This is a genomic window from Methyloferula stellata AR4, assembly GCF_000385335.1.
Taxonomy (GTDB): domain Bacteria; phylum Pseudomonadota; class Alphaproteobacteria; order Rhizobiales; family Beijerinckiaceae; genus Methyloferula; species Methyloferula stellata.
Genome location: NZ_ARWA01000001.1, coordinates 632,091 through 644,440, shown reverse-complemented (window position 1 = coordinate 644,440; position 12,350 = coordinate 632,091). Strand labels below are relative to the sequence as shown.

The window sequence follows — 12,350 nt, the reverse complement described above, 5'->3', positions numbered from 1 at the left end:
GTCCGCGTGCGCAAGGTGAGGAGGGAGCCATGATCGAATTTCGCGAGTCTTTCATCGCGCTGCTCGTTGTCTTCACCTTGGGTGCAGGCTTTTGCGCCGTCGCGCCGTCAAGCTGGACGCAACCCTTGAACACGGTCACGGCCGCAGCCGCGGCCACCGCACAGAAAGGCGTCTGCCACCTCGGCATTTGCCGCTAAGTTTTAGAGCTTCATTTCGCTGGTTTTCCCCGACGGCGAAAGGAAAGGCGGCAGCCTCCGGAGCGACCCCCCTCCGGAGGCTGTTGGCTTTTTTGCTTCCATTCATAAATTGCGCATCGCTCTTTGCGTAAATCCCGCCGCGAGATAGAGTCCCGCGAAGCTTGGGAGACGCGAATGACGATGAATCCCTGGATCGGACTTGCTCTATTCCTCACATTATATCTTTTGATTCCGATCCTGTTCGGCCTGCGCGGAGCTTTGATCTCCTTCTTCCTGCCGCCTCTCGGTTTCTTCCTATTCGGTTTCTACCTGCTGTTGCAGGATCCGAATCTCGGCACGCGCATCTCTGGTTTTGACGCGGCCAGCATTCTATTTACGGGCGCATTCGGCGGCCCTTTTCTTTTCGTCTTCTGTCTTTGGGTTGTGGCCTTCCCCTTGGCTGCCTTGGGGCTTTGGCTCAATGGGCAAACCAGAAGGCTGCAGTGGGCCGATCAGCGGCAAAAAATTTGATCCGCTCTTTGAAAACATGATCTAACCTTGCCATGAACGGCAAGAGCAAGGCGATGCGGGCGGGGGTGGACGAGGCGGTCGCCGATGTCCTCGTGCCGGTCGCGATCGACATGCTTTACACCTATCGCATCCCGGCGCATCTCGATGTGGCGCCGGGCGATGTCGTCGATGTGCCGCTTGGCACGAAACAGACGGTCGGCGTCGTCTGGCAGATTCGCAAAGGCGCCGGCTCCAATCTCAAAAGCATCGAATCGCTTTTCGACATCGCGCCCCTGCGCGACACGCTGCGGCAGTTCGTCGATTGGGTGGCGCGCTGGACCTTGAGCCCGCGCGGCATGGTTTTGCGCATGGCGATCGGCGCGGCCTTTCAAGCAGGGCCTGAGAAAGTCCGCGTTGGCGTGCGGCTTGCCGGGCCGCCGCCGCAACGCCTGACACCTGCACGTACGCGCGTGATCGCGGCGGCCGAGGGCGGCCTCGCTTTTTTAAAATCCGCCTTGGCCGAGGCGGCGGCTTGCTCCACCGGCGTGATTGATTCGCTCATTGATGAAGGGACGCTGGAGGCGATCGCTTTGCCGCCCGATCCCGTGGCTTTGCCATGCGATCCGGACTACGCGCCGCCGCATCTTGAAGCCGCGCAGAAGGCGGCCGCGGACGAACTCGCAGCCGCGGTCAAAGACAAAAGCTTTTCCGTCACATTGCTCGAAGGCGTGACGGGCTCCGGCAAGACGGAAGTCTATTTCGAAGCCATAGCGGCGGCTTTGAGGGAAGGCCGGCAGGCCTTGATCCTGATGCCGGAAATCGCGTTGACCGCGCAATTCCTCAACCGGTTCGAGGCCCGCTTCGGCGCAAGGCCGGCCGAATGGCATTCGGGCGTGCCGTCGCGCAAACGCGCCCGCATCTGGGCAGGCGTCGCGGCAGGCGAGGTCAAGGTCGTGGCTGGCGCACGCTCGGCTTTGTTTCTGCCGTTCAACGATCTCGCCACTATCATCGTCGATGAAGAACATGAGGCGGCCTATAAGCAGGACGACGGCGTGACCTATCACGCACGCGACATGGCGGTGGTGCGCGGCCAGATCGAAAAAGCCGCCGTCGTGCTGGCTTCGGCGACGCCGTCGATCGAGACGCGCGTCAATGCCGAACAGGGCCGCTACCGGCACCTCACGCTGAAATCGCGTTACGCCCGCCGCGCCATGCCCGAGATCGCGGCCGTCGATCTGCGCAAGGAGGCGGCGCCGCGCGGCAAATGGATCTCGCCGCGTCTCGCTCATGCTGTCGAAGAGACCCTGGCGCAAGGCGAACAGGTGCTTTTGTTTCTGAACCGGCGCGGCTATGCACCTTTGACTCTGTGCCGGGCCTGCGGCCATCGCTTTCAATGCCCGAATTGCACGGCCTGGCTCGTCGATCACCGCTTCCGCAAGGCGCTGGTCTGCCATCATTGCGGCCATGTCGAACGCCGCCCCGATCAATGCCCCGAATGTGAAGCGGTCGATTCGCTTACCGCTTGCGGCCCTGGCATTGAGCGGCTGGCCGAGGAAGTGGCGGAGCTTTTCCCGGACGCGCGAGTGCTCGTGCTCTCGTCCGATTTTCCTGGCGGCACCGAACGGCTGCGGCGCGAGCTCGAAGATATCGCGGCGGGTTCCTGCGATATCATCATCGGTACGCAGCTCGTGGCCAAAGGCCATCATTTTCCGCAGCTCACTTTGGTCGGCGTGATCGATGCCGATATCGGCCTTTCGACGGGCGATCCCCGCGCCGCAGAACGCACCTTTCAATTGCTGCAACAGGTGACGGGCCGCGCCGGCCGCGCGGAGCGGCCCGGCCGCGCTTTGGTGCAAACCTGGCAGCCGGAGCATCCGGTGATCCGCGCGCTGATTTCCGGCGATGCGGAACGCTTTTATGCGGAAGAAACCGAGCAGCGGCGGCGCGGTGGCCTGCCGCCCTTCGGGCGGCTCGCGGCGCTGATCGTCTCGGGCAAGGATCGCGCGTCCGCTGAAACGCATGCAAGGGCTTTGGCTTTTGCCGCTTACGATCTCGCGCGCAAAGGCGAATGGCCGCTCGCACCTGCCGGCGGCCTGCCGGATGAAAAAGACATCGTGCTTTTGGGTCCGGCGGAGGCGCCGATTGCCGTCATTCGCGGCAAGCACCGCTTCCGGCTTTTGGTGCGGGCGCCGAAACCGGTCGATCTTCAGAGCTTTTTGCGTGCGCTTTTGAAGGCCGGGCCGCCGGAGCGCGGCGGCGTACGCGTCGCGGTCGATGTCGATCCGCAGAGTTTTCTGTGAGCGCGGCGGTCAGGTCAAAGCAACCTGTTTTGTAAATCCGTCATTTCCGTTTTCAAAACGGGCAAATCGTTTTGCACGGTATTCCAGACCGTAATCAGGTTCACCGTCGAATATCCATGCACCAAGCTGTTACGCATTTTATAGGCGGCATCGAGCCTCAAATTCGGATGGGTTTCCCAAAAAGTAACATCGACCGCGTTTATTTTATTCGCGGCCTCTCCGATAATTTCGATGTTACGAATAACTGCGTCCTGAACAAGAGTACTTTCCATGAATGACGCTTGATCGAAGCCGTTGACATAATTTTCAATACGCACGATCGCCTCTATAATGTGATCTATATAGTCGATGACGCGTGCGGCTTTTTCCCCCGTCATACCGGCCGCGCTTCGGCAAGAACCACGCTCCGAAATTTTATTGGCAAATCCTCAGGAGTTCTTACATCGACTTTCGCTTCGATCAGCTTTTCGATGGCCAAAGCAATCGTCGCCATATCGAACAAGCTTAATCCATCCGCCGCGTCGATCAGCAAATCGAGGTCGCTATTTTCATTATCTTCTTGATGTAAGACCGAACCAAATACGCGTGGATTCAGCCCGCGGTTGGCAGCGACAATCCTGCGAATGTCTTCGCGGTGTGCATTGAGGGCGATCGAAGGTTTCATAGGTCAGAAGTTAGCATAAAAGTCTTTAGCTGCGACGAGCATTTTTCCGTCACTTGCCACAATTTCTCTTTCGATCAAGAGCCCCGCAGGCACATCGCCCACCTGAACCAACGAAAAATCTTGCGCCCGGCCGGTACCGCCGCGTTCGGTGAGGATGCTCAAGCGCCGCCCGACATGTTGGACGAGATGCGCAGCCAAGGCTGCATCGCCTGCATCGCGTAAAAGCCTCGCGCGTTCTTTCACGACGGCGCCCGGAAGCGCCGGCATTTTCGCGGCGGGCGTGCCGGGCCGTGCCGAAAACGGAAAGACATGAAGATAAGTCAGATCGCACTCTTCGATCAGATCGAGAGTCGCTTGAAACATCTCGTCCGTCTCGCCGGGAAAGCCCGCGATGAGATCGGCACCGAAGGTCGTATCGGGCCGAAGGCGTTTGAGATTCGCGCAGAGTTCGATAGCCGCTCTACGCGAATGCCGCCGGCCCATGCGCTTCAAGGTAAGGTCGTGGCCGGCTTGCAGCGAAAGATGCAGATGCGGCATAAGCCGGGGTTCATGCGCGATGGCATCGAAGAGGTCACCGTCGATCTCGATACAATCGACCGATGAGAGCCGCAGGCGCGGCAGATCCGGCACGGCGGCGAGGATGGTTTTGACGAGTTGTCCGAGTCGCGGGCGGCCCGCGAGATCGTCGCCATAGGAGGTGAGATCGACGCCGGTCAAAACGATTTCGCGGAAGCCCTGCGCAGCGAGCCGCTGCGCCGCTGCGACGATCTCATCTTGCGGGACTGAGCGCGACGGTCCGCGTCCATAGGGAATGATGCAGAAAGTGCAGCGGTGATCGCATCCTGTCTGCACGCCGAGAAAGGCGCGCGTATGGTCTTCGACGCCTTCGACGAGCGGCAAGGGGTCTGGTGAGCGTGCCATGATGTCTTGAACCGCATGGCTCTTTGACTCGCTTCGCCAAGTCTCAGACGCGGCTTTGCCGGCATTGCCGAGCACTTGGGAAACTTCCGGCATGGCGGCGAAGCGCTGCGGATCGGTCTGCGCGGCGCAGCCTGTCACAATGATTTCCTTGCCCGGGTGTTCCCGCTTCAAGCGCCGGATCGTCTGCCCTGCCTGGCGGACGGCTTCGGCCGTCACCGCGCACGTATTGACGATGACGAGATTGCTGCGGCCCTGCGCGATGGCCTCGCGCCGCATGGCTTCGGATTCGACGAGATTGAGGCGGCAGCCGAATGTGACTGTCTCAATCGTTTGGGAGACACTCACGCGGCGAGACCCGCGAAGAGCAGGGGATCGAGACTCTTCTCATATTCGAAGGCGACGGGGCCCGTCATCTCGACCTCGCCATCGTTTTCGCGCCAGGCGATATGAAGATCGCCGCCGGGCAAGGTGATGCGCGCGGCCCGCGCACTAAGACCGCGCCGGACGGCCGCGACGAGCGTGGCGCAAGCGGCCGAACCGCAGGCTTGCGTCAATCCCGTGCCGCGTTCCCAAACATTCAGGATGATATGGTCCGGCGACACGACCCGCGCGAAAGAAATATTGGCGCGCTCCGGAAAGAGCGGATGATGTTCGAGCAGAGGTCCGAGGGTTGCGAGATCATGCGTCCCGGCACCGCTCAGGAAAAACACAGCATGTGGATTGCCCATGCTGACGAGCGTGGCTTCCGGCAAAGCAACGGGCGGCGAAAGCGCTAAGGTAACGTGGTCCGTGTCCGGCACCGGGCCGCGCAGCGGAATCTCGTCCCAGGCAAAGCGCGGCTGTCCCATCCCGACGGAAAAGCTCCACTCGCCCTTGCGGTGGCAGACAAGCCGCGCAGCCGCCGTCTCCAGCGTGAGGTGATCGCGGCTTGTGCCACGCAGCAGCCACCAGGCGACGCAGCGTGTGCCATTGCCGCATGTGGCGGATTCCGACCCGTCGATATTGTAGATTTTCATAAAAGCGTCGGTATCTTTCGCGCGGGAATCGAAAAGCACCATCAACTGATCGAATTTGAGACCTTCGCCGCGGCCGATGGCACGCACCTCTTCAGCCGTCACCGAAAGATCGGTGCCGCGCAGATCGAGAATGAGGATCTCGTTGCCGAGCCCGTTCATTTTCGTCACTGTCTTTTTCGCAAGCGGGCTCATGGGGCGGCCGTTCATCTCCGGTTCGGACATGATATAAGAAAAAACCGGCTGATAGTCATGGCTTATCGGCGCCTCCGGCCAAAACCGCGGGCAAGACCGGTGCCGTGACATTCCTTGGCAATCTTGGCAGGCGAAACTGACGAAAGTCGGGGCTTCTGGCGGGAAATCGCTAAAAACTGAGCCTTACGTGAGAGGGGAGCGCGCCGCATGAAATCCGCTAGCATCAGGCATATTTTCGGTGCTGCGCTCCTCTGCGGAGCGGTTCTTTTCGCCTGCGGCGTCAGCCCGCAACCGGCTTTTGCGCAAACGGCCGTGCCGGTGACGGAGCCGAAAGCCGAACCCCAGGCCGCTTCGCCCGCATCCCCAGCCCCGGCGACCCCGGCCCCCGCGACGCCCGCCTCGCCGCCTTCGGCTACCGCGCCCGCGACACCTGCGCCCGACACGGAAACCAAGGGCGCACCCGGCGTTCCTGGCATTCCCGACGATGCCACGACGCAGACGCTCGATATTCCGTCGCGCCCGGTCGCCTTGCTGCGTGCCAAATCCGATTGGGATTCGGGCTTCAAGTCGATCATGAAATCGATCGCCACGGTCGAGGCGGAAATCGCCAAGGCCGGATTGAAGCAAGGCGGCAAAGCGATCGCCGTCTTCACCGAGACGAACGACAATGGCTTCAGCTATGAGGCCATGGTCCCCCTAACCGGAAAGCCCGAGGGCAAGACCGAACTCTCAAACGACGTGAAGATCGGCGATTCTCCTGCGGGCAAGGCGATCAAATTCCAGCATCGCGGCGCCTATGACGATATCGATTCGACCTATGATCTCATCACCGCCTATCTCGATGAAAAAGGTCTCGAGGCGCAGAACCTCTTCATCGAGGAATATCTGACCGAAACGAAAAACTCCGACGATCAGGCGCTGGAAGTCGATATTTACGTCTTCATCAAGTGAGCAAGGCCGGATGCGCGAGGGTCTTGCGCATCAGGGGGCGATGCTCATAAAGGCGGGATGACTTCTTCCGTCTTGCCCGCCGCCAAACCCGGGTTGCTGCCGCTCCGCGTCTATTACGAGGACACGGATTTTTCCGGCAGCGTCTATCATGCGTCCTATCTGCGTTTTTTGGAGCGCGGCCGGACCGAGCTTTTGCGCGCGCGCGGCGTCGACCAAAGCGTATTGTTCGCAGGCGAGGCCGGTGTCGCCTCTTATTTCGTCGTCCGCGCGATGAGCCTCGATTTTCTAAAACCGGCGCGAATGGACGACGAATTGATCGTCGAGACGATTATCGCGGATTTGGGCGGCGCCTCGATCAAGATGGATCAGCGGATTTTGCGCAAGGAGGACATCCTTCTGGCTGCCAAGGTGAAAATCGCGCTGGTGGCCGAGGGCCGGGCGCGGCGCCTGCCCGCGGATCTGACAGCGAAACTGGCCGGCCACGCGGTTTGAGGCCCTTGTAATGTCAGGGTATTTACCGTACATTTTGGCCAGGAGAAGACCATGGCTCAAGAACAAAACCGCACGGCGCGTATCGAAGCCCGCATCACCCCCGAGGCGCTCGCAGTCGTCAAACGCGCTGCTGAAATCCAGGGCCGCAGCGTGAGCGACTTCGTTGTCACGGCCGCGCAGGAGGCCGCCAATCGTACGATCGAGGAGACCCAGATCATCCGTCTCTCGGTCGAGGATCAGCGGGCCTTTGCCGAAGCGATCCTCAATCCGCCGGAACCGACCCCCGCGCTCCGCCGCGCTTTTCGGCGCCACCGTGAATTGATCAAAGGGGCGCGGTGACGGGCAAGTTCGTCATCGATCCCCTTGGTGCTCATGATCGTTCGGCCTTCTCTTGCGGAGTCGAACCACTCGATCGGTACCTCCGCGAATTAGCCTCGCAGGATGTCAAACGCCTTATGGCGAGCTGTTTCGTTGCAGTCGAAACCGCGACACGCGCAGTTGCGGGCTATTACACGCTTGCCGCAACCAGCGTGCTAGCGGGTGATTTGCCGCTCGAAGTTCTAAAACGTTTGCCGCGATATCCGATTTTGCCGGCAGCTCTTGTCGGGCGTCTCGCAGTCGATCAGCGCTTTCATGGTAACGGACTCGGAAGCATTTTGCTTGCTGACGCTGCGCTGCGTGCTCTCAATCGCGACACGAAGGCCTTCGCGATCATTGTCAAAGCCAAGACAGAAAAGGCCGTTGCTTTCTATCGGCACGAAGGATTTAGGTCTTTGACGAGTTCTCCCGATACTTTGTATTTATCGCTTGGCACCGCCAAAAAGGGCTCAATGGATTAGGGCTTTGGCCATCGGCATTTCATTGCGCCCGCGGCCGCCACGACAGATCGTTGGTCAGAACATAGATCGAGATCGCGGCCAGAAATAAAACCACGCCGACCCAAAACAACGGCGAATGATGAATGCGCCGCCAATCGGGGGAGGATGCGGCGGGCTTTGACCTCTCGCGATGATGATGATGGTCGTGGCTCACCTTGGCTCCTTTTCGCGCCCGCTCCCGATCATCTTCTCTCAGATGGCTGAATAAACCGTCACTGTGACGCTCCAGCTAGGCAGGTGTTTGCAGCCAATCCATGCTATTCTAAACCTCTCCTTAACCTTGCTGGAGGCTTAACTTCATGGCGAGGGTTTGAGCGGTCGAACCGCTGCCTGAGCCCCACAAATGACGGATTTCCAGGTAAGGACAGTTGATCCTGAAATTTTTGCCTGAAAAACCGCGCCCATTTTCTGAAGGACGATCCTGATGAACCCCACAGATTTAGCCTCGCCTGATCTCGCGCCGGTCGCCGAGGTCACCCTGATTGGCATGTTCTGGTCGGCGCATTTCGTCGTCAAACTGGTGATGCTGGGCCTTCTCGGCGCCTCCGTCTGGTGCTGGGCGATCATCGTCAATAAGGCGATCCTCTTTTCCAAGACACAGCGCGAGATGGACCGGTTCGAACAGGTCTTCTGGTCGGGCACCTCGCTCGAGGAGCTCTACACCAGTCTCTCTTCGCAACCGACGAGCGGCATGGCGACCTTGTTCGTCGCGGCGATGCGCGAATGGAAACGTTCGTTCCAGACTGCCGCCTCGTCCTTCATGGGGCTTCAGGCGCGTATCGAAAAAGTCCTCGACGTTTCGATCGCGCGCGAGGTCGAAAAGCTTGAATCCAACCTCCTGGTTCTGGCGACGGTTGCTTCCGCCGGCCCCTTTGTCGGCCTGTTTGGAACGGTCTGGGGCATCATGACGGCCTTCCGCTCGATCGCCGCCTCGCGCAACACCTCGCTCGCCGTCGTGGCGCCGGGTATTGCAGAAGCTTTGTTTGCAACTGCCATCGGGCTTTTCGCGGCCATCCCGGCCTTGATCGCCTATAACAAGCTGCAAGGCGACGTCGCAAAGAAGCAGGCGCGGCTCGAAGGCTTCGCCGATGAATTCTCGTCGATCCTGTCACGTCAGATCGATCAGCACGCGGTCCGCGAAAGAGCGGCCTGATCTCATAGCTCGGGGGTAATACATATGGGCATGACGGCAGCTGCCGGAGGTCGCAAAGGGGGACGCAGACGCCGCGGCGTCCCGCGCTACGGCGCCATGGCCGATATCAATATGACGCCCTTCATCGACGTCATGCTCGTCCTGCTCATCATTTTCATGGTCGCGGCCCCTTTGCTCGCAACCGGCGTTCCGATCGATCTGCCGCACACCAAAGCGGCGGCACTCAATGTCGATCATCAGCCCCTGGCCGTCGCCGTTGACGACAAGGGCATGGTCTATCTCATGGACAAACCCGTCCCCGTCGAACAACTGGCCGATAGATTGAAGGATGCCGCCAAGAACGGATACGACGAACGCATCTATGTGCGCGGCGCCAGCAATGTGAATTACGGCCGTGTCGCCGAGGTCATGACGATCATCACGGGTGCCGGCTACAAGAAGGTCGCTTTGGTCACGGACCCGAGCAAGAACTGAACCGACATGTCGCTATCGAATCGTCCCGGCTATGTCTTATCCGGCTCCGCCCACGCGGCGCTGCTGGTTGCGACTTTGCTGAGTTTCGCTCAGACCCGGAAATTCGACGATGCGCAGGAGTCGGTCTCGATCGAAACGGTGAGCGACCAGCAATTCAATGAGGTCATGAAGGGCGACAAGACGGCGAAGGAGGTGAAACCGCTGCCACGGGCCGATAAGGTCGCAGAGATCACCGAGACCAAGCCGCTGCCGCCGGTTGCCGAAGCCAAGCGCGACATTCCAACCCCGCCGCCGCCCATGAAGCATGAGGCCGATCCCGGCGAGGGCGAGCCGCCGAAACCAGCCGAGGCCAAAGCCGAGCCGGTGAAGCCGGCGCCGGTTCCGCCGCCGCGGCCGGAGGAGAAGCCGCCGGAGGTGGATGCCGAAGCCGTGGTGCCAAAGCCGCCGCCGCGGCCCGAGCCGCCGAAGGAAGAGCCGAAAAAGCCGGAGTTCAAGCCGGATCAATTGGCCAAGCTTCTTGAACAGCAAAAGCAGAAGGAGCAGCCGAAGCAGCCGGACAAGGCGCAATCCAAGCCGAAATCGGGCGAGGAGGCGGAAGCGCACAAGTTCGACGTGGCCGACATCAACCGCTTGTTGAGCAAGGAGGCGGCGCAACGCAAGGCTTCGACGGGTGCGCAGCTTCAACAGGTGGCGTCGCTCGGCGCGGCCAATGCGAACGCCGCCAAAATGTCGCCGTCGCTCTGGGGTCAGCTGGATGCGCTTCTCCAGGATCAATATAAGCAATGCTGGAGTTATATCGGCCTTGCCGGCCAGCAGAAATATGTGCCGGAAGTGCGCGTGCAATATGCTCAGGACGGCACTTTGATCGGCCAGCCGGCTCTGTTGAACCCGCCATCCGATCCGGCGATGCGCAATCTTGCCGACAGCGCGTTGCGGGCGATAAGGCGCTGCAATCCGCTGCATATTCCAGCGATCTATCAGCCTTTCTACGACCAGTGGAAAGGCAGGATCGTGCGCTTCGACCCCGATGAAATGTCATGATGCAATTGCATAGTGCCGGCCGATTTCCTTGCAGGCTAGATCACGATGATTTCGGGTCGAATCGATGCGAAATCATCGTGATCGAGTCCGATAATTCAGAGCGGAATTTATGCGAAAAGCCAATATCCACTTTTTCGCATCCCGCCCTGCTGGCTGCCACCGCCCTCCCTTCGGCCTGATCTCAACTGCTCCCGAGCCAAGGACATGAACGAAATGGTCTTTACTCTTACGCGCCGTTCCGCTGCGGGATTGCTGCTTGGCACGGCGCTCGCGCCGGGCTTTCCGGCCTATGCGCAGGACCGCTATCTCGATGTGCGGCCAGGTAGCCAGTTCAAGCCGGTCTCGGTCGCCGTCACGGATTTCGGCGGCGAGTCGGGCAATGCGGCGCAACTCACATCGATCATCACCGATAATTTCAAGCGCTCGGTCTTTCTCGTACCGCTCGACCCCGGCAGTTTCCCGGAACGGATCAGCAATCCCGATCAGCCGCCGCATATGGATGGCTGGCGCGGGATCAATGCGCAATTCGTTGTAACGGGGCGGGCGGGGCGCAGCGGCGATGGACGCTCGCAAAGCGAATTCCGGCTTTGGGACGTCTCGACCGGCGCCCAGGTCGCGGGCCAGCAATATGTCACGGATCCGAATAATTCGCGCCGCGTGGCGCATATCATCGCCGATGCGATCTTCTCGCGCATCACCGGGGAGAAGGGCTTTTTCGATTCGCGCGTCGTCTTCATCGACGAGACCGGGCCGGCCGAACATCGCCGCAAGAGATTGGCCATTATGGATCAAGACGGCGCCAATGTGCGCTATCTGACGCGTGGCGACGATCTCGTGGTGACGCCGCGCTTCTCGCCGTCGTCGCAGGACGTAACCTATATGTCCTTCGGCACCTCTGACCCGAAAGTGCTGCTTCTCAATATAGAGACGGGCCAGCGCGAAGTGGTCGGCAATTTTCCGGGCATGACCTTTTCGCCGCGCTTCTCCCCCGATGGACAAAAGATCGTGATGTCGCTCGCGCAGGGCTCGTCGTCGAATCTTTATACGATGGATCTGCGTTCGCGCACGACGACGCGGATTTCGGATTCCTCGGCGATCGACACATCGCCGTCCTATTCGCCCGACGGGTCGCAGATCGTCTTCGAATCGGATCGCGGCGGCTCGCAGCAGGTCTATGTGATGTCGGCCGGCGGCGGTGGCGCGAAGCGCCTTTCCTTCGGCGACGGTCATTATTCGACGCCGGTGTGGTCGCCGAAAGGCGATTACATCGCCTTCACGCGGCAGAAGGCCGGTGCCTTTGCAATCGGCGTGATGAAGCCGGATGGCTCGGGCGAGCGCATCCTGACCGAAGGCTTTCACAATGAAGGGCCGACCTGGGCGCCGAACGGGCTTTTCTTAATGTTCTTCCGCGATCCCGGCGGCCAATCGGGGGCGAAGATTTTCATGTGCGATATTTTCGGACGCCAGGAATTTCAGGTGCCGACGCCGTCCTATGCGTCGGATCCGGCCTGGAGCCCGCTGCTGAATTAGCAATCAGGGGACCGTCATTGCGAGCAAAGCGAAGCAATCCAGATCGTCACTC

General features: G+C 60.3%; 16 protein-coding genes. 11 read left to right on the top strand and 5 right to left on the bottom strand.

Features of this window, described 5'->3' with window-relative positions; genetic code table 11:
- The first annotated feature begins 29 nt into the window (after positions 1–29).
- The 3 genes from A3OQ_RS24610 (at position 30) to A3OQ_RS0103195 (ending at position 2,986) form a co-directional block, all read left to right on the top strand.
- A complete protein-coding gene (locus A3OQ_RS24610; protein ID WP_020173913.1) occupies positions 30–197 on the top strand; it encodes a hypothetical protein in 168 nt (55 codons plus the stop codon).
- Between the two features lie 174 nt (positions 198–371).
- Complete coding sequence (locus A3OQ_RS0103200; RefSeq protein WP_020173912.1) at positions 372–707, top strand: hypothetical protein; 336 nt, start codon at positions 372–374, stop codon at positions 705–707.
- A 32-nt stretch (positions 708–739) separates the two neighbouring features.
- The gene (locus tag A3OQ_RS0103195; RefSeq protein WP_020173911.1) at positions 740–2,986 is read left to right on the top strand and encodes a primosomal protein N'; all 2,247 of its coding nucleotides are present in this window, start codon (positions 740–742) and stop codon (positions 2,984–2,986) included.
- A gap of 14 nt (positions 2,987–3,000) precedes the next feature.
- Here A3OQ_RS0103195 and A3OQ_RS0103190 read toward each other — a convergent pair whose 3' ends face one another.
- The 4 genes from A3OQ_RS0103190 to dapF are packed head-to-tail and all read right to left on the bottom strand — an operon-like array spanning position 3,001 to position 5,779.
- Positions 3,001–3,363 (bottom strand): HepT-like ribonuclease domain-containing protein, encoded by a 363-nt coding sequence (locus A3OQ_RS0103190; RefSeq protein ID WP_020173910.1) that lies wholly within the window; start codon positions 3,361–3,363, stop codon positions 3,001–3,003.
- The gene (locus A3OQ_RS0103185) at positions 3,360–3,650 is read right to left on the bottom strand and encodes a nucleotidyltransferase family protein (protein ID WP_020173909.1); all 291 of its coding nucleotides are present in this window, start codon (positions 3,648–3,650) and stop codon (positions 3,360–3,362) included. Before A3OQ_RS0103185 ends, A3OQ_RS0103190 begins: the two co-directional genes overlap by 4 nt.
- 3 nt (positions 3,651–3,653) lie before the next feature.
- A complete protein-coding gene (mtaB, locus tag A3OQ_RS0103180; protein ID WP_020173908.1) occupies positions 3,654–4,916 on the bottom strand; it encodes a tRNA (N(6)-L-threonylcarbamoyladenosine(37)-C(2))-methylthiotransferase MtaB in 1,263 nt (420 codons plus the stop codon).
- Positions 4,913–5,779 (bottom strand): diaminopimelate epimerase, encoded by an 867-nt coding sequence (gene dapF / locus A3OQ_RS0103175; RefSeq protein WP_026595447.1) that lies wholly within the window; start codon positions 5,777–5,779, stop codon positions 4,913–4,915. The genes mtaB and dapF overlap by 4 nt, the downstream gene beginning before the upstream one ends.
- 207 nt (positions 5,780–5,986) lie before the next feature.
- Between dapF and A3OQ_RS0103170 the strand changes: the two genes are divergently transcribed.
- From A3OQ_RS0103170 to A3OQ_RS0103155, 4 genes are all read left to right on the top strand, one after another.
- Complete coding sequence (locus tag A3OQ_RS0103170) at positions 5,987–6,730, top strand: GyrI-like domain-containing protein (protein WP_020173906.1); 744 nt, start codon at positions 5,987–5,989, stop codon at positions 6,728–6,730.
- 57 nt (positions 6,731–6,787) lie between these two features.
- A complete protein-coding gene (ybgC, locus tag A3OQ_RS0103165; RefSeq protein WP_020173905.1) occupies positions 6,788–7,222 on the top strand; it encodes a tol-pal system-associated acyl-CoA thioesterase in 435 nt (144 codons plus the stop codon).
- 51 nt (positions 7,223–7,273) lie between these two features.
- A complete protein-coding gene (locus A3OQ_RS0103160; RefSeq protein WP_020173904.1) occupies positions 7,274–7,561 on the top strand; it encodes a type II toxin-antitoxin system TacA family antitoxin in 288 nt (95 codons plus the stop codon).
- A gap of 116 nt (positions 7,562–7,677) precedes the next feature.
- Positions 7,678–8,061 carry a GNAT family N-acetyltransferase gene (locus A3OQ_RS0103155; protein WP_244427083.1) on the top strand — a complete coding sequence of 128 codons (384 nt, stop codon included), beginning with the start codon at positions 7,678–7,680 and terminating at the stop codon, positions 8,059–8,061.
- A 19-nt stretch (positions 8,062–8,080) separates the two neighbouring features.
- Here the strand turns inward: A3OQ_RS0103155 and A3OQ_RS24790 are convergent, their stop codons facing one another.
- Positions 8,081–8,254, bottom strand: coding sequence for a hypothetical protein (locus A3OQ_RS24790; RefSeq protein WP_020173902.1), 174 nt, complete (start codon positions 8,252–8,254; stop codon positions 8,081–8,083).
- A 270-nt stretch (positions 8,255–8,524) separates the two neighbouring features.
- Here A3OQ_RS24790 and tolQ point away from each other — a divergent pair, with 270 nt between their 5' ends.
- The 4 genes from tolQ (at position 8,525) to tolB (ending at position 12,298) form a co-directional block, all read left to right on the top strand.
- On the top strand, positions 8,525–9,253 hold the full coding sequence (gene tolQ, locus A3OQ_RS0103145) for a protein TolQ (RefSeq protein ID WP_020173901.1): 729 nt from the start codon (positions 8,525–8,527) through the stop codon (positions 9,251–9,253).
- 24 nt (positions 9,254–9,277) lie between these two features.
- Positions 9,278–9,727: an ExbD/TolR family protein gene (locus A3OQ_RS0103140; protein WP_020173900.1), complete on the top strand. Its 450-nt coding sequence runs from the start codon at positions 9,278–9,280 to the stop codon at positions 9,725–9,727.
- 6 nt (positions 9,728–9,733) lie between these two features.
- Positions 9,734–10,768 (top strand): hypothetical protein, encoded by a 1,035-nt coding sequence (locus A3OQ_RS0103135; RefSeq protein ID WP_020173899.1) that lies wholly within the window; start codon positions 9,734–9,736, stop codon positions 10,766–10,768.
- Positions 10,769–10,981: 213 nt separating this feature from the next.
- The gene (gene tolB, locus A3OQ_RS0103125; RefSeq protein WP_026595444.1) at positions 10,982–12,298 is read left to right on the top strand and encodes a Tol-Pal system beta propeller repeat protein TolB; all 1,317 of its coding nucleotides are present in this window, start codon (positions 10,982–10,984) and stop codon (positions 12,296–12,298) included.
- Positions 12,299–12,350: the final 52 nt, after the last annotated feature.